This window comes from Paracidovorax wautersii (assembly GCF_900113035.1).
GTDB classification, from domain to species: domain Bacteria; phylum Pseudomonadota; class Gammaproteobacteria; order Burkholderiales; family Burkholderiaceae_C; genus Paracidovorax; species Paracidovorax wautersii.
Genome location: NZ_FONX01000003.1, coordinates 181,221 through 197,148 on the forward strand (window position 1 = coordinate 181,221; position 15,928 = coordinate 197,148).

At 71.0% G+C, this 15,928-nt stretch carries 15 protein-coding genes; 6 read left to right on the forward strand and 9 right to left on the reverse strand.

Annotated elements, in window-relative coordinates; genetic code table 11:
- Positions 1-79: 79 nt before the first annotated feature.
- The 4 genes from coaD to BM070_RS05805 form a co-directional block, all read right to left on the reverse strand.
- Positions 80-574 carry a pantetheine-phosphate adenylyltransferase gene (coaD, locus tag BM070_RS05790; RefSeq protein WP_092938464.1) on the reverse strand — a complete coding sequence of 165 codons (495 nt, stop codon included), beginning with the start codon at positions 572-574 and terminating at the stop codon, positions 80-82.
- A gap of 137 nt (positions 575-711) precedes the next feature.
- Complete coding sequence (rsmD, locus tag BM070_RS05795) at positions 712-1,386, reverse strand: 16S rRNA (guanine(966)-N(2))-methyltransferase RsmD (RefSeq protein ID WP_092938466.1); 675 nt, start codon at positions 1,384-1,386, stop codon at positions 712-714.
- On the reverse strand, positions 1,383-2,816 hold the full coding sequence (locus tag BM070_RS05800) for a M16 family metallopeptidase (protein ID WP_092938468.1): 1,434 nt from the start codon (positions 2,814-2,816) through the stop codon (positions 1,383-1,385). The genes rsmD and BM070_RS05800 overlap by 4 nt, the downstream gene beginning before the upstream one ends.
- 18 nt (positions 2,817-2,834) lie before the next feature.
- Complete coding sequence (locus BM070_RS05805; RefSeq protein WP_092938470.1) at positions 2,835-4,298, reverse strand: M16 family metallopeptidase; 1,464 nt, start codon at positions 4,296-4,298, stop codon at positions 2,835-2,837.
- Positions 4,299-4,708: 410 nt separating this feature from the next.
- On the opposite strand from BM070_RS05805, the gene ftsY reads away from it, so the two are divergent.
- The 6 genes from ftsY (at position 4,709) to BM070_RS05835 (ending at position 11,538) form a co-directional block, all read left to right on the forward strand.
- Positions 4,709-5,836, forward strand: a complete 1,128-nt coding sequence (gene ftsY / locus BM070_RS05810; RefSeq protein WP_092938909.1) for a signal recognition particle-docking protein FtsY — start codon at positions 4,709-4,711, stop codon at positions 5,834-5,836.
- Positions 5,837-6,116: 280 nt separating this feature from the next.
- Positions 6,117-7,736 (forward strand): methyl-accepting chemotaxis protein, encoded by a 1,620-nt coding sequence (locus tag BM070_RS05815; RefSeq protein WP_092938472.1) that lies wholly within the window; start codon positions 6,117-6,119, stop codon positions 7,734-7,736.
- 124 nt (positions 7,737-7,860) lie between these two features.
- Positions 7,861-8,802 carry an RNA polymerase sigma factor RpoH gene (gene rpoH, locus BM070_RS05820; RefSeq protein ID WP_092938474.1) on the forward strand — a complete coding sequence of 314 codons (942 nt, stop codon included), beginning with the start codon at positions 7,861-7,863 and terminating at the stop codon, positions 8,800-8,802.
- Between the two features lie 142 nt (positions 8,803-8,944).
- The gene (locus BM070_RS05825) at positions 8,945-10,003 is read left to right on the forward strand and encodes a Bug family tripartite tricarboxylate transporter substrate binding protein (protein WP_092938476.1); all 1,059 of its coding nucleotides are present in this window, start codon (positions 8,945-8,947) and stop codon (positions 10,001-10,003) included.
- 108 nt (positions 10,004-10,111) lie between these two features.
- Positions 10,112-10,492, forward strand: a complete 381-nt coding sequence (locus tag BM070_RS05830) for an oxidoreductase (RefSeq protein ID WP_092938478.1) — start codon at positions 10,112-10,114, stop codon at positions 10,490-10,492.
- 128 nt (positions 10,493-10,620) lie between these two features.
- Positions 10,621-11,538: a Crp/Fnr family transcriptional regulator gene (locus tag BM070_RS05835; protein ID WP_092938480.1), complete on the forward strand. Its 918-nt coding sequence runs from the start codon at positions 10,621-10,623 to the stop codon at positions 11,536-11,538.
- Between the two features lie 23 nt (positions 11,539-11,561).
- Here BM070_RS05835 and BM070_RS05840 read toward each other — a convergent pair whose 3' ends face one another.
- The 5 genes from BM070_RS05840 to BM070_RS05860 are packed head-to-tail and all read right to left on the reverse strand — an operon-like array spanning position 11,562 to position 15,923.
- Complete coding sequence (locus BM070_RS05840; protein WP_092938482.1) at positions 11,562-12,197, reverse strand: SCO family protein; 636 nt, start codon at positions 12,195-12,197, stop codon at positions 11,562-11,564.
- A gap of 7 nt (positions 12,198-12,204) precedes the next feature.
- A complete protein-coding gene (gene cyoE / locus BM070_RS05845) occupies positions 12,205-13,128 on the reverse strand; it encodes a heme o synthase (protein WP_092938484.1) in 924 nt (307 codons plus the stop codon).
- Positions 13,125-14,396 carry a COX15/CtaA family protein gene (locus BM070_RS05850; protein WP_092938486.1) on the reverse strand — a complete coding sequence of 424 codons (1,272 nt, stop codon included), beginning with the start codon at positions 14,394-14,396 and terminating at the stop codon, positions 13,125-13,127. The genes cyoE and BM070_RS05850 overlap by 4 nt, the downstream gene beginning before the upstream one ends.
- Positions 14,393-15,175, reverse strand: coding sequence for an SCO family protein (locus BM070_RS05855; protein ID WP_175518428.1), 783 nt, complete (start codon positions 15,173-15,175; stop codon positions 14,393-14,395). Before BM070_RS05855 ends, BM070_RS05850 begins: the two co-directional genes overlap by 4 nt.
- The gene (locus tag BM070_RS05860) at positions 15,111-15,923 is read right to left on the reverse strand and encodes an SURF1 family protein (RefSeq protein WP_245785117.1); all 813 of its coding nucleotides are present in this window, start codon (positions 15,921-15,923) and stop codon (positions 15,111-15,113) included. The genes BM070_RS05855 and BM070_RS05860 overlap by 65 nt, the downstream gene beginning before the upstream one ends.
- Between the last annotated feature and the right edge of the window lie 5 nt (positions 15,924-15,928).

Below are 15,928 nucleotides of genomic sequence, written 5' to 3' on the forward strand. Positions count from 1 at the left end.
TGTCATCCGGATATTTCCCTTGGCGCAGGGCCTTTTTTTCTCAGGCCGCGTGGCGCAGAGGGCTCGATCCCTCCATCCGTCAATCGGCGCGGCCGACCTTGGCCTTGAGCCGGGCGAGCACGGGCGGCGAAACGAACTTGTCCACCTCGCCGCCCAGCGAGGCGATCTCGCGCACGAAGGTGCTGCTGATGAACTGGAAACGGTCGCTGGGCGTGAGGAACACGGTCTCGACCTCGGGCATGAGGCTGCGGTTCATGCCGGCGAGCTGGAATTCGTAGTCGAAGTCGGTCACCGCGCGCAGGCCGCGCACCATGGCCTTGCCGCCGCGCTCGACGACGAAGTCGCGCAACAGGCCCGAAAAGCTCTCCACCTGCACCTGCGGATAGGCGGCGACGGCCTCGCGCACCATGGCGATGCGCTCGTCCAGGCTGAACAGCGTCTTCTTGTGGTGCCCCGCCGCCACGGCGACGATCACGCGGCCGAAGAGCTGCGTGGCGCGGCGCACCACGTCTTCGTGGCCCAGGGTGATGGGGTCGAAGGTTCCGGGATAGACGGCGAGGACGTTCTGGGCCATGGCGGTGGGGTGTGGGGCTGATGGGTGGGCGGATTATGCAGTGCCGCCCGCCCGGCCCGCAGGCCATGGAATTTCAAGCAAAAACTGGCTGCAGCGCTTGATCCACCTGGGCTTTCAGCTATTTATTTAATAGCAGATCAATCGGCAGCCGCGACCGCGATTCCGCCAGGCACCGCCCGCAGCAGATGCGCGTGGACGGCGCCGGCCTTCAGGTGGCGGTGCAGTTCCAGCCCCAGCGGCGCGATCGCCTCGGCCGCGCAGGCGGCGGGCGCCTCCAGGTAGATGAAGCCGTCGGGCGCCAGGGCGCGGGCGGCGGCGGCCAGCGCCGGGGCGAACAGCTCGCCTGCGAAGGGCGGGTCGATCAGCACCAGATGCTGGCTGCCGGGCGCGAGGGCGCGTAGGGCCGCCACGCCGTCGCCGCGCTGCACGCGCACGGCCTGGGCGCCCAGGCGCTCGCGCAGGGTTTCGAGCTGCGCGGCCAGGCCCGGGTCCTGCTCGACCAGCACGACCTGGGCGGCGCCGCGCGAGGCGGCCTCCAGCCCCAGCGCGCCGGTGCCGGCGAAGGCGTCGATGCAGCGCCAGCCGGTCAGGTCCTGGCCCAGCCAGTTGAAGAGCGTCTCGCGCACGCGGTCGGGCGTGGGGCGCAGGCCGGGCCGGTCGGCCACGGGCAGGCGGGTGCGCTTCCAGAGGCCGCCGATGATGCGGATCTCGCCCGCACCGCCGCCGGCTCGGGCAGCGGGGGATTTGCGGGCGGCGGGGGCTGCGGCGGCCTTGGCAGGCTTGGCGGCGGCGTTGCGGCGCGGGGCGTTCAAGGGCGGGCTCCCGGCGCGGAAGCGGCAGGCGCGGGCGCAGGAGCCGCCGCGGCCTGTGCGGCAGGGGCGGCCGCGCCGCCCACCACCACGGTCACCATGCGGTCCGGCTGCAGCTTGCGCTGGAAGGCGGCGCGGATGTCGGCCACCGTGAGCGCGGCCACGCGGTCGGTCCAGTGCTCCAGGTAGTCGAGCGGCAGGCCATTGGTGGCGATGTTGACCACGTTGCCCAGCAGCTTGCGGTTGCTGTCGATGCGCAGCGCGAAGCCGCCGATCAGGTTGTCCTTGGCGGCGCGCAGTTCGGCCTCGGTCGGGCCCTGCTCGACGAAGCGCTTGAGCACCTCCTGCGACACCTGCACCGCCTGCACCGCCTGGTCGGGCCGGGTCTGCAGGCCGATGACGAAGGCGCCCGCGTTGAGGCCGGGCGAAAAGCCGCTGCCCACGCTATAGCTCAAGCCCCGCTTCTCGCGCACCTCGTTGGTCAGCCGCGAGGTGAAGCCGCCGCCGCCCAGGATGTGGTTGCCCACCAGCAGGGCGAGGAAGTCCGGGTCCTTGCGCACGATGCCGGGCTGGCCGATCAGCACATGGGCCTGGGCCGAGGCGAAGGGAATGTTCTGCTCCACCGCCTTGGCGAGCGGCTGCACCGCCGGCACGGGCGGCAGCGCGGCGCAGCCCTGGCCCTGCGGCGGCTGGGGCAGCTGCGACAGCAGCGTCTGCACCAGGGCCTGCGCCTGCGCGCGGCTCACGGCGCCGACGATGGCCACGCGGGCGCGGCAGGCCTGCAGGTAGCGCTGGTGGAAGGCCTGCAGATCGGCCACGCCGATGCGCGCCAGCGTCTCGGCCGTGGCGCGCTGGCCGTAGGGATGGCTGCCGAACACGTCGGCGGCGAAGGTCTGCGCGGCGACGGTGCCGGGGCGGGTTTCGGCTTCCTTGATGGCCGCGTCCCAGCTGGTGCGCTCGCGCTGCCAGATGTCGGCGGGGTAGCTCGGGTGGCCCATCTGCCGGGCCGCCAGGCGGACGGCGCGGTCCAGCAGCGCGGGATCGGTCAGCGAGCGCAGTGAATAGCTGAATGCGTCGCGGTCGGCGCTGGCGTCGAAGCCGGCGCCCAGATCGGCCCAGGCTTCGCCCAGCGCGTTCTCGTCGAGCGCGGGCGAGCCGTCAGGACCTGCCGCCACGCCGCGGGAGGCCATGACGGCCGCCGCACGGGCCAGGCCCGCCTGCGCGGCCGGGTCGCGCCGGCTGCCAGCGTCGAAATCGACCTGTACATCGACCATGGGAATGCCGGGGCTTTCGACCAGCCACACGCCGGCGCCGCTGGGCTCGGTCCAGTGCTGGATGGGCAGGATCGCCCAGGCGGAATGGGCATAGCAGATGGCGCCTGCGCTGACGAACAGTGCGCGGGCAGCTATCTTTTTGAGAGTATTGGAGAACATGGGCAGAGCGATCGGGGGTCAGTGCAGACGGCCAGCGGCATCGGCAGGCAGGGCCGGCGCGCGCTTGGCGGCCGGGTCGATGGGCTGGGGCACCAGGGTGCCGACGGTGAGCTGGTCGTCGCCGAAGTAGCGCGCCGCCACCGACTGCACCTCGGCCGGGGTCACGCCGCGCAGCAGCTCCAGCAGGCGCATGTCGGCGTCCAGCGGCAGGCCCTGCACCCAGTTGCTGCCCAGGTCGCTGGCCTGGCTCTGCAGCGAATCGCGCTCGTAGATGGTGGAGGCAGCCCACTGCGTCTTCACGCGGTTCAGTTCGGCCTCGCTCACGCCTTCGCGGGCGATGCGGGCGACCTCGGCGCGCAGGCCCGCTTCGACCTGCGCGGCCGTCTTGCCGGCCGAGGGCACGCCCGTCAGGAAGAACAGGCTGGGGCCACGGCCCACCACGGACGCGCCGCTGCCGGCCTGGTCGGCCACGCGGCCCTCGCCCTGGCGCAGGGCGCGCTCCAGGCGGGCGCCGTCGTAGCCGCTGAGCACGCCCGACAGCGCCATCAGCGCCAGCGCGTCGCGGTCCTGCGCGGTCATGCCGTCTATGCGCTGGAGGCTGGGCACGCGGAAGGCCAGCGCCACGTAGGCCTGCTCGGCCGGCGCCTTGAAGCTGATGCGGCGGATGCCGCGCTGCTCGGGCTCGGGGCGCGGCTTGCGCACGGGCACGGCGCGGGCCGGAATGCGGCCGTAGGTCTGCTCGGCCAGGGCGCGCACGCGCTCCGGGTCCACGTCGCCCGCGACCACCACCACGGCGTTGGCCGGCACATACCACTGGCGGTGGAAGGCGCGCACGTCGTCCGGGGTCATGGAATCGAGATCGCCCATCCAGCCGATCACCGGGCGGTGGTAGGGCGAGGCGACGAAGGTGGCGGCATTGAGCTGCTCCATCAGCGCGGCGCGCGGCTGGTCGTCGGTGCGCATGCGGCGCTCTTCCTTGATGACCTCGATCTCGCGCTTGAACTCGTCGTCCGGCCACTGGTTGTTGGCGAAGCGGTCGGACTCCAGCTTCATCACGTCGGCCAGGCGGCTGGCGGGAATCTGCTGGTAGTAGCCCGTGTAGTCGCGGCTGGTGAACGCGTTCTCCTGCCCGCCCAGCGCGGCCACGCGGCGCGAGAACTCGCCAGGCTTCACCGCCTTGGAGCCCTTGAACATCATGTGCTCGAGCGCGTGCGCCACGCCCGAAGTGCCATCGACCTCGTCGATGGAGCCCACGCGGACCCACACCATGTGGACGGCCGTGGGCGCCCGCCGGTCGGGCCGCACGATGAGGTGCATGCCGTTGCCGAGCGTGAATTCACGCGCCACGGGGCCGGCGGCAGCCGGGGGCTGCGGGGTGGAAGAGGCCGTGGTGGAGGGCACGGGGGAAGCCGGTGCGGCCGCGGGCTGGGCCCAGGCATGCACGCAGGCCAACAGGCCCAGGAGGGTGATAGCGCGTTTCATAGAATGGCTGCGATTCTAAGAACCCGCCAATGTTCAGTTTTTTCAAGAAAAAGCCCCCCACACCCAACGAGGGCGCCGCCACGCCCGCGCCGCCCTCCCCCACAGATGCGGCGCCTGCCGCGCCCGCTGCCGACCCGGCACCGGAATCGGCCCTGTCCAAGGGACTCGGATGGCTGCGCAATCCCTTCGCCGCCAAGCCCTCGGCCAGCGACGCCGCGCCTCCCGCCGGCGAAGCCGCTGCGCCCGGAGCGGGGGCGGCGCTGCCGCCTGCGCCGGTTGCGCCGGCCATCGCGCCAGAACCCGTCGCGCCGGCTCCCGTTGCCGTCACGCCGGCCGTGCAGCCTGCGCCGGCGCCGGTGAGCTTCGCGCCGCCGCCTGCCGCCTATGTGCCCCCGCCGGTCGCGAGCCCCGTGCCGGCACCTGCACCTGTGGCGGCTCCGGCACCGAAACCCGCAGCTCCGGCTCCAGTCCCGGCGTCCGCTCCCGCCCCTGCCGCACCCGTGCGGCCGGCCACGCCGCCCGCACCGGCGTTCGTGCCCCCGGCCCCCGCTCCCGTGGCGGTCGCCGCGCCCACGCCGGCACCGGCACCAGCGCCTTCACCAGCACCCGTTGCGGCACCGGCGCCGGCACCAGCCCCCGAACGCAAGGGCTGGCTGGACCGCCTCAAGACCGGCCTGCGCAAGACGGGCAGCAGCATCGCCACCGTCTTCACGGGCACGCAGATCAACGATGCGCTCTACGAAGAGCTCGAAGAGGCCCTGCTGATGGCCGACACCGGCGTCAAGGCCACGCAGCACCTGCTGGACGACCTCAAGCGGCGCGTGAAGGAAACCAAGACCACCGAGCCCGCCGCCGTCAAGGCGCTGCTGGCCGACGCGCTGGCGGACCTGCTGCGGCCGCTGGAGAAGTCGCTGGTCATCGGCGAATACACGCCCACCGTGATCATGGTGGCGGGCGTGAACGGGGCGGGCAAGACCACCTCCATCGGCAAGCTGACCAAGCACCTGGCCAACGAAGGCGCGGCGGTGCTGCTGGCCGCCGCCGACACCTTCCGTGCCGCGGCGCGTGAGCAGCTGGGCGTCTGGGCCGACCGCAACACGGTCGAGATCGTGAGCCAGGAAGGGGGCGACCCCGCCGCCGTGAGCTTCGACGCCGTCACCGCCGGCAAGGCGCGCGGCAAGGACGTGGTGCTGGTAGACACGGCCGGCCGCCTGCCCACCCAGCTGCACCTGATGCAGGAGCTGCAGAAGATCCGCCGCGTGGTCACCAAGGCCGACGCCACCGCGCCGCACGAGGTGCTGCTGGTCATCGACGGCAACACCGGCCAGAACGCGCTGGCCCAGGTGCGCGCCTTCGACGATGCGCTGCAGCTCACCGGCCTGATCGTCACCAAGCTGGACGGCACGGCCAAGGGGGGCGTGCTGGCCGCCATCGCGCAGGAACGGCCCATTCCGGTCTATTTCATCGGCGTGGGCGAAAAGCTCGAAGACCTGGAAACCTTCGACGCCCGCGAGTTCGCGCAGGCCTTGCTGTCCTGAAAGCACGGAGGCGCGCCCGGCACCACGACCGGGCAAGGCCCACAGAAAAAAAAGGGGCGCTTCGGCGCCCCTTCGGCTTTCTGGGGGCGCAGCGCCACGCCAGGCCGCAATGCAGTCCGCAGCGCCGCGATCGCCATGAAGGGATGTCGGACTACAACGCGGTACGAATTATTACGTTAGATTACATTTCTAACATCGCATGAACAAGGCATGAGCTGCTTGTCCACGCACCCCTCCCCACCGGACCGCTCCCCGATTCTGAATTTGAAAGCAAGAGAAGATGAACTTGAATAACTGGGCGATACGCACCAAATTGCTGGCCGGCTTTGCACTGGTGCTGGTCGTCGCCTGCATCGTCAGCCTGCTGGGCATCGCCAATCTCTCCAGCATGAACGCCCGCTCGGCAGAGATCTCCCGGAAGTCCCTGCCCAGCGTGGCCGCCGCAGGCGCCATCAGCCGCAACCTGTCGGCGCTGCGCATCGGCCGCCTGGGCCTGATCCTCACGGGCCCGAATTCGCCCATGCCCCAGGCCATCAAGGTGGTGGAAGACGCCAGCGTGGCGCTCACCGCATCGGTCAACGCCGCCGAGCCCCTGTTCGTGAGTCCCGAGGAGCGTGCCCTCTATCAGGAGGTACGCAACCAGGTCATCAACTACGGCTCCACCCTGCCCGAGCAGCTCAACTACGCCCGTGCCAACAACATCGACGCGGTGCGCGCCATCTTCGTGGGCCCGGCCGGCGTGGCCTTCCGCGCCGCCAACAAGGCGCTGGACGACCTGATCACCATCAACAACAAGGGCAGCGAGACGGCCGCCCAGCTAGCCACCGCCACCTATCAGCGGGGCCGCATCGAGCTGGTGGCCGGCCTCGCCATCATGGTGGGCCTGAGCGCGGTGGTCGCCGTGATGCTGGCCGGCAACCTCTCGCGCCGCGCCCGCGTGTGCGCCGAGGCCGCCGAGCGCATGTCCCAGGGTGACCTGAGCCAGGCCACGGCCGCATCGGGCAAGGATGAGCTCGCGCAGATGCTGCAGGCCCTGGAAGACATGCGCGAGAACCTGCGCGTGACGGTGGGCAACGTGCGCCACAACGCCGAAGCCGTGGCCACCGCCAGCGCCGAAATCTCCCAGGGCAACCAGGACCTGAGCGGCCGCACGGAAAGCCAGGCGAGCGCGCTGGAACAGACCTCCGCCTCGATGGAACAGCTGGGCTCGACCGTCCAGCAGAACGCCGACAGCGCCCGCCAGGCCAACCAGCTGGCCAAGAACGCCGCCATGGTCGCGGTGCAGGGCGGCCAGGTGGTGGACCAAGTCGTCACGACCATGAAGGGCATCAACGAGAGCTCGCGCAAGATCAGCGACATCATCTCGGTGATCGACGGCATCGCCTTCCAGACCAACATCCTGGCGCTGAACGCCGCCGTGGAAGCCGCCCGCGCGGGCGAGCAGGGCCGGGGCTTCGCCGTGGTCGCATCGGAAGTGCGCAGCCTCGCCGGCCGCTCGGCCGATGCCGCCAAGGAGATCAAGGACCTGATCGGCACCAGCGTCGAGCGCGTGGAACAGGGCTCGGCCCTGGTGGACCAGGCCGGCAGCACCATGGCGGAAATCGTGGGCGCCATCCAGCGCGTGACGGACATCATGGGCGAGATCAGCGCCGCCAGCGTGGAACAGGCCACCGGCGTGGGCCAGGTCGGCCAGTCCATCACGCAGATGGATCAGGCGACGCAGCAGAACGCCGCGCTGGTCGAGGAAATGGCCGCCGCCGCCGGCAGCCTGAAGAAGCAGGCGGAAGATCTGGTGCGCGGCGTGTCCACGTTCAGCCTGGGCTCCGACCGCGCCCTGCAGTACACGCCTCCAGCGGCGAAGGCCCCGTCGCGCGGCCAGGGGCTGCTCACCGCCGCCTGAGGATCTGGAAAGATGCCGCCGGCATCGCAGACAGCCCTGTCCTACGCAGGGTGAGGAACTTTCGCTTTAGCACTCTCTCCAACAGACTGCTAAAGTGAAACCCATGGAAGAAAGGATTTCTGGAATGACGCTTCAGTCTGGAACCGCTGCGAACGCTCTGGCGCCGGCCAGTCCGTGGGCCCTCATCCCCCCGCTGGGCAACCTCGACGCTTACATCTCGGCGGTCAACCGCCTGCCGATGCTGACGGCTGACGAGGAACGCACCTACGCTCGCCAACTCAAGGACAACAACGACGTGGAGGCCGCCGGCCGCCTGGTGATGTCTCACCTGCGCCTGGTCGTTTCCATCGCCCGCCAGTACCTGGGCTACGGCCTGCCGCACGGCGACCTGATCCAGGAAGGCAATGTGGGCCTGATGAAGGCCGTCAAGCGTTTCGACCCCGATCAGAACGTGCGCCTGGTGAGCTATGCCATGCACTGGATCAAGGCCGAGATCCACGAATACGTGCTGAAGAACTGGCGCATGGTGAAGGTGGCCACCACCAAGAGCCAGCGCAAGCTGTTCTTCAATCTGCGGTCGATGAAGCAGGGCTTCAAGGCCGATGCCGCCGCGCAGGACGCAGCGACCCACCGCGAGACCCTCTCCGACAAGGAGATCGACGCCGTCGCCGCGCAGCTCAACGTCAAGCGCGAGGAAGTCATCGAGATGGAGACCCGGCTGTCGGGCGGCGACGTGCTGCTGGACCCGGCCCCCTCCGATGACGGCGAGCAGGCCTTCGGCCCCATCGCCTACCTGGCCGATGGCGCTCACGAGCCCACCGCCATGATCGAGAGCCGCCAGCGCGACGTGATGGCGACCGACGGCATCGCCTCCGCCTTGGAAGGCCTGGACGACCGCAGCCGCCGCATCGTGGAAGAGCGCTGGCTCAAGGTGAACGACGACGGCTCGGGCGGCATGACGCTGCACGAACTGGCGGCCGTCTATGGCGTGAGCGCCGAGCGCATCCGCCAGATCGAGGTGGCCGCCATGAAGAAGATGAAGAAGGCCCTGGCCGAATACGCCTGAGCCGCGAGGCCCCGGCCCCGTCACGGGGCCACCCCATAATCCAGCGCGCAGCCCCTGACCGGCCTGCGCGCTTTTTTCATGGCCGCCTGGCCTGCATTCCCACGGGATGCAGCCCGCCGCGTCCTGCAGGAGATACCACCCCATGAAGCTTTCCCGCCGTACCTGGCTGGCCGCCAGCCTGGCCAGCACCGCCCTGCCCCTGGCCCTTTTCGGCACCAGCGCCCTGGCGCAGCCAGCCGGCGCTGCCAAGGCCGCCGCCACGCCTGCCGCCAGCGCCGTTCCTGCCACCCCGGGCTGGCCTTCCCGGCCGCTGCGCATCATCGTGGGCTTTCCGCCCGGCTCCTCGCCCGACCTCACGGCGCGCACCTTCGCCGATCCGCTCTCCCAGGCCCTGGGCCAGCCGGTCATCGTGGAGAACAAGGTGGGCGCAGGCGGCAACATCGGCGCCGATGCGGTGGCGAAGGCGACCGATGGCCACACCATCGGCCTTTTCATCAACGGCAACCTGACCATCGCCCGGCTCATCAATTCCCATGTGCCCTACGACCCGCACAAGGATCTGGCGCCGCTCAGCCTGATCGGCGTATCGCCGCTGGTGCTGACCGCCCCGGTGAGCCAGCCCGACGTGCCCGCCGGCGCCGATGGCCGCGCCTTCCTGGAGGCCGCCCGCCGCGCCGGCGACCGCTGGAGCTACGGTACGCCCGGCGTGGGCACGGTGGGCCACCTGGGCACCGAACTGCTCAAGGCCCGCGCCGGCATCGCCCCGGTGCATGTGCCCTACCCCGGCTACCCGCAGGTGGCCACCGCCATGCTGGGCGGCCAGCTGCAGATGGCGCTGCTGCCGCCCGCGCTGGCGCTGGCGCAGGAACGCGCCGGCAAGCTGCGCCTGATCGGCGTGACCTCCAGCGGGCGCAGCTCGCTGGCGCCGGGCGTGCCCAGCATGGCCGAGGTGGGCGTGAAGGACTTCAACCTGGAGATCTGGAACGCCTTCGCAGCCCCCGCCAGCATGCCGGCGCCGGTGCGCGCACGGCTCGCGGCCACGCTGGCGAACATCGCCCGCACGCCCGACGTGCGCGCCAAGCTGTTCCAGCAGGGCTGGCAGACGGTGGGCTCCTCGCCCGAAGGGCTGGCCAACCGCATCGACGCCGACACGGCCGTGCTGGGCCGCGTGATCCGCGAGCGCGGCATCCGGCAGGAGTAGCCATGGCGCCAGCCCTGGCGGGCCCGATCACCAGCCTTTGATCCAGGTCATGCCCCTGCGGCACGGTCGCCGGCAGACTGAGGCTTTCGACCACGGGGAGAGTTCGCCATGCCAGGGTTCCGCATCGCAATCATCGGCGCCGGACAGACCGGAACGCCGCTGCTGCGCCAGTTGCTGAGCGCGCCATTCGTGCAGATCGTCGGCGTGGCCGACCTGGACCTGTCCATGCCCGGCATTGCGCTGGCACGGGAGCACGGCGTGCCGGTCACCGCGGACTTCATGACGCTGCTGCAGCCCGACGGCTCGCCCGTCGATGTGCTGATCGACATGACCGGCGTGCCCGCCGTGCGCGACACCCTGCGCCGGCAGATGGTGGCCACGGGCAACTACCACACGCTGATCATGCACGAGCGCATCGCGCTGCTGCTGATGTCGCTGTCGGCGGGCCAGCTGATCAGCAGCCGGCACACGGATCTGGCCTACACCTGAGACGGCATGAAGGAATCCTCCATGCCCGCCATCCACCACGGCGATCGCTATTATTTCAATAGCTATCAACCCAATCAGAACAAGCGCCCACGGCACTTTTCATCCCTAATCCCTGGGCGGGCCGGCGCATGAACCCGCGCGCACTGGACCACAAGGCCTGCGCCGACTGCGCCAGCCGGCCGCACTGCCTGCTGGGCCGCCAGGAGAAAGCCTTGCGCGCCGCCTGGGAGCCGTACATCCGCGAACGGCGCGTGCAGCGCGGCGAGGTGCTGCAGCGCCAGGGCGCGGAGCAGGCCTTCGTGCAGATCGTGAAGGTGGGCACCGTGCTGCTGCAGCGCAGCGCGGGCGACGGCGTGGATCGGCCCATCGGGCTCGCGGGCTGCGGGCAGACGCTGGGCACGCCCGGCCTGCTGGAGCAGCCGGCGGACCTGTCCTGCGTGGCCGTGCTGCCCGGCCGGGTGTGCGAGATCGACGTGGCAACGCTGGCGCGCAGCGAGCTGCTGAGCGGCACCGCCCTGCTCGACCTGGCGCGTGAGCAGCTGCGGGCCTATGCCTTGCTGGCCGACTGGGCGCGCATCCTGCGGGTGCGTGGCGCCACGGGCCAGCTGGCGGGCGCGCTGCTGCTGCTGGCCGATGCGCAGCGCAGCACCCGGGTGCGGCTGCCCAGCCATGCGGTGCTGGCGGCCCTGCTGGCGACCACGCGCGAGACGGTGGCCCGCAGCATCACGCAGCTGACCAGGCTGAACGGCCTGGTGCGCCACGACCGATGGCATTGCGAGATCGTGCGGGATACGCTGGCCGGACTGGCCGAGGGCGTGCCCGCCGCCGGGGCCGCGTCACCACCAGAGCGGCCAGCGGCGTTGGAAACGGCAGGGCCGGTGGCGACGGCCGCCAATGTGGTCCCGGCAGCGCTGCCGCTACCTTCGCTCGCGCCCCATGCGGCGGGTGCAGCACCCGCCCGGCTGCCGGCCTTTCGGCCGCTCACGCCCCGGGCCACGCCGGCATCGCCTGCCCGGCGCGAGCCGGCCGCCGTGCGCGCCGCCTGAGCGCCTGCGCAGGCGGCTTCTTTTCAGCTCGCAGCGGGCGCCGGCTCCTTGAGCAGCACCTGCACGTCGTGCAGCAGCGCCTGCGTGCCGCTGCCGTAGCGGTTGTAGACGCGCAGGTGGCCCTGCGGGTCGTACACGTAGCTGCCGGCCGAATGGTCCATCGTGTAGCTGGTGGGCGTCTGGCCGTCCACCTTCTTGTAATAGACCTTGAAGTCCTTGGCCACGGCCGCGAGCTGCTCGGGCGATCCGCGCAGCGCGAGGAAGCCCGGATCGAAGTTGGCCATATAGGCGCGCAGCACCTCGGGCGTGTCGCGCTCGGGATCGACGGTGATGAAGATGCCCTGCATGCGGTTGCTGTCCGAGCCCAGGGCGCGCTTGACCTCGGCCAGCTCGACCATGGAGGTGGGGCAGACGTCGGGGCACTGCGTGTAGCCGAAGAACACCACAACCACCTTGCCGGCGAAGTCCTTCAGGCTGCGCATCTGGCCGTTCTGGTCGGGCAGATTGAAGTCGCGGGCGTATTCGGCGCCGGTGATGTCCACGCCCTTGAACTCGCTCACCTTCTCTTTCTTGGAGCAGGCGGCCAGAAGGCCCGCAGCGCCGGTGGAAAGGGCGCCTGCAGCTATCAATCGGAGAGCATTGCGTCGTTGGTTCAACATGGATCGGTCAGAGTACGTAGTGGTCCACCAGCAGGGCCGCGAAGAGCAGGCTCAGGTGGATCAGGGAAAAACGGAAGGTCTTGCGCGCCAGTTCGTCGGAGTAGTTGCGCCAGAGGGCGAAGGCATAGCCGCAAAAGCCCAGGCTCAGCACCACGGCCGCGGCCAGGTAGATCCACGAGCTCATGCCATAGACGAAGGGCATCAGGCAGCCGGCGAACAGGATCAGCGTGTAGAGGAAGACCTGCAAACGGGTGAATTCGTTCCCGTGCGTCACGGGCAGCATGGGCAGGCCGGAGCGGCGGTAGTCCTCCACCCGGTAGAGCGCCAGCGCCCAGAAGTGCGGCGGCGTCCAGAGGAAGATGATGAGAAAGAGGATCAGCGCCTCCGGGCCCACGTCGCCCGTCATGGCCGCCCAGCCCAGCACCGGCGGCATGGCGCCGGAGGCGCCGCCGATCACGATGTTCTGCGGCGTCAGCGGCTTGAGGATCACGGTATAGACCACCGCATAGCCCACGAAGGTGGCGAAGGTGAGCCACATGGTCAGCGGGTTGATCCACACGTAGAGCAGCGCCGAGCCCGCCGCGCAGAGCGCCGCCGAGAACAGCAGCGTCTGCAGGTTGGACAGCTCGCCCTTGGCCGTCGGCCGCCAGGCCGTGCGCTTCATGCGCGAGTCGATGCCCTGCTCCACGATGCAGTTGAAGGCCGCGGCCGCACCGGCCACCAGCCAGATGCCGGCCGAGGCCACGGCCATGCGCCCCCACTGGGCCGCATCGGGCAGGCCGGGCACGGCCAGCACCATGCCGATGAAGGCGCAGAAGACGATCAGCTGCACCACGCGCGGCTTGGTCAGCGCATAGAACTGCGACCAGCGCGAAGGCAGGGACAAGGGCGGCGCCGGGGAATGGGGCGCGGGGGCGGGAGCGGCACTCATGCGGAAATTCTCGTAGCGCCATGCGAGGGCGCCGGGGTCGATGTCGATGGCGGAACGGGGTCCGCCGGAGGGAAAAGGGAGGCGTTGTCGGCCACCTCGCCCGGCAGGGCGGCGCGGCTGGACGTGAGCGCCCAGGTCAGCACCACCACCAGCGCGGCGGCGCCGCCGGTGTGCAGCACGGCGGCCACCAGGGGCCAGTCGAGCACCACGTTGGACAGGCCCGTGGCGAACTGCATCAGCGCCAGGCCGGCCAGCCAGCGGGCCTGCGACGGCAGCGCCCGGGCCCGGCGCAGCCGCCAGACCAGCAGCGCCAGCGCCGCCAGCACCACATAGGCCGCCAGCCGGTGGACGTAGTGGATGGCCGTGAGCCCGGCGAAGCTGATGTTGCTGCCATCCTGCAGCATGCCCAGCGGGCGCCAGATCTCGAAGCCCTCGGCGAAGGCCATGTCGGGCCACCAGCTGCCGTGGCAGGTGGGAAAGGTAGTGCAGGCCAGCACCGCGTAGTTGGTGCTGACCCAGCCGCCGAGCACGACCTGCAGCGCGAGCAGCGCCGTCGTGCCCGCCAGCAGCCAGCGCAGGCCGGAGCCGATCGGCAGGCGGGCCGTACCCAGCGCGGCCTGGGTCTGCCGCACGGCCTGCACGCACAGCAGGGCCAGCAGCACGATGCCGCCGATGAGGTGCAGCGTGACGATGGCCGGAAACAGCTTCATGGTGACGGTGAGCGCGCCGAACGCACCCTGCAGGCAGACCCAGACCAGGGTGGCGGTGGGCCACCAGGGACTGAGCGCCGGCCCGGGCGCGGCCACGCTGCCGCCACCCTCACCATCGCCGCCGCTGCGGCGCGCACGCCGCCACTGGCGCCAGGCGATCACCGTGAGCACGATGATGAGCACGCCCACGCTGGTGGCGAGGTAGCGGTGGATCATCTCCACCCAGGCCTTGCCGTGGGTCACGGGGCCGGTCGGCATGGCCTGCTGCGCGGCCGAGATTTCGGCATGCGCGCCCACCGGGCTGGCGTTGCCGTAGCAGCCGGGCCAGTCGGGGCAGCCCAGGCCGGAATCGGTGAGCCGGGTGAAGGCGCCGAACATCACCAGGTCGAAGGTCAGGAACAGCGTGAGCACGGTGAGCGCCTGCACCCGGCGCAGCGGCGAGCTGCGGCGGTTGCGCAGCCACACCCAGGCCAGCGGCCCCAGGGCGATGAGCGCCCCCAGCAGCATGAGGCGCAGCAGCGGCGCCAGGTCGTAGAGCGGTTGTTGCACGTCGTTCATGGTTGGGCGGCGGTGGGCGCCGGCAGGTCGGTCTGCGGACGGCCGGGCTGGTCCCAGGAGGACGAGGCGCGCAGCAGGCGATCGAGGTCGCGCTTGGCCTTGGCGGCGCCGGCGCGGTCCAGCCCGGCGGGAAAGCGCATCATCCAGTGGCCCAGCGGATCGACGAGGTAGAGATGGTCGGCCAGCGCCTGGCCCGGCGCGGGCTGCAGCCACTGCGCAATCGCGGCCGCATCGGCGCGCAGCACGGTGGCGGTCTGCAGGCCGGGGGCGATGTCGGCCGGCACGGGGGCGGCGTCGGACACCAGCCAGACCCAGTCGAGCCGGTCCTTTTCCTTGCCCAGGCTCTCGCGCAGCTGGCGCTGCAGGTAGAGGTGGTTGCGGCAGTCGTCGCCGCAGGCGCCGGGCGCCACGCTCACCAGCAGCCACTGGCCGGTCAGCTGGCCCAGCGTGCCGGCCTTGCCGTCCAGCGTGGTCACGGGCAGCTGCGCGGGCAGCGGCGGCTGCTGGGCGATGAGTTCGCCGAAGTTGCGCCGGCCCTCGGGGCGCAGCACGTAGTAGGTGAGGTACGAGGCGATCACCGGCGCCGCGCAGACCAGCATGACGGCCAGCATCTTCCAGCGGCCGGCGCGCGAGCGCTGGGCATCGTCCAGCGCCGCGCCGGTGCCGGGCAGGCTGTGGATGGTGAGTCCGAGCGGGTGCGCGCCGTCCGCCGCTTCAGGCGGAGGCGGCAGGCTCGCCGCGTGGGCGAAGGAAGCGTCGGACGATTTGGAACCAGACATAGAGGAGTACCACCAGGCCGCAGAGCCCGAACCATTGGAATGCGTAGCCGTAGTGTTTGGCGACGCCGCTGTCGATGGCGGGCCAGTCGCGCCGCAGCCCCTGCGGGCCGGCATCGTCGCTGCCGGTCTGCAGCAGCGACAGGGGCGCCAGCGCCAGGCCGTGCTCGGCACCATAGGCGGCGAGGTCGAGATTTTGCCGGATGCGGGAAGACCCCTCCGGCGCGGCGGTTCCGCCGGGCTCGTAGAGGCGCGAAGGCGGCGCGGCGATCCGGCCCGCCACCTCCACTTCGCCCACTGGCGTGGGCACCTCGGGCAGCCGGGTGCGGTCCTGGAAATCGCGCGGCACCCAGCCGCGCTGCACGGCGACCACCACCTCGGGCCGGGTTGCCAGCCTGAGGGGCGTGACCACGAAGAAGCCCGGGCGGCCCTGCATCTGACGGTTGTCGAGAAAGACGGTGGCCTGCGGCAGCCACTGGCCCCGCAGCCGCGCCTGGCGGTGCAGGAGCGCATCGGCGGACCCGGCCTGCGCGCCCCCGGCACCCAGGGCCGCTGCGAGCTGGGCGGCATCCAGGGCAGGCAGCGCCGCGCGCTGGTCCATGGCGGCCTGCAGGGCCTCCTTCTGCGCGGCCCGCTGCAGCTGCCAGCGGCCCAGCGATGCCGTCAGCAGCACGGCCGCGAGCGCAGCGGCGGCGATGCACCAGAAGCGCAGCCCCAGGGCGGCGCGCCGGGGACGCGGAAGGGTGTTCACGGGAT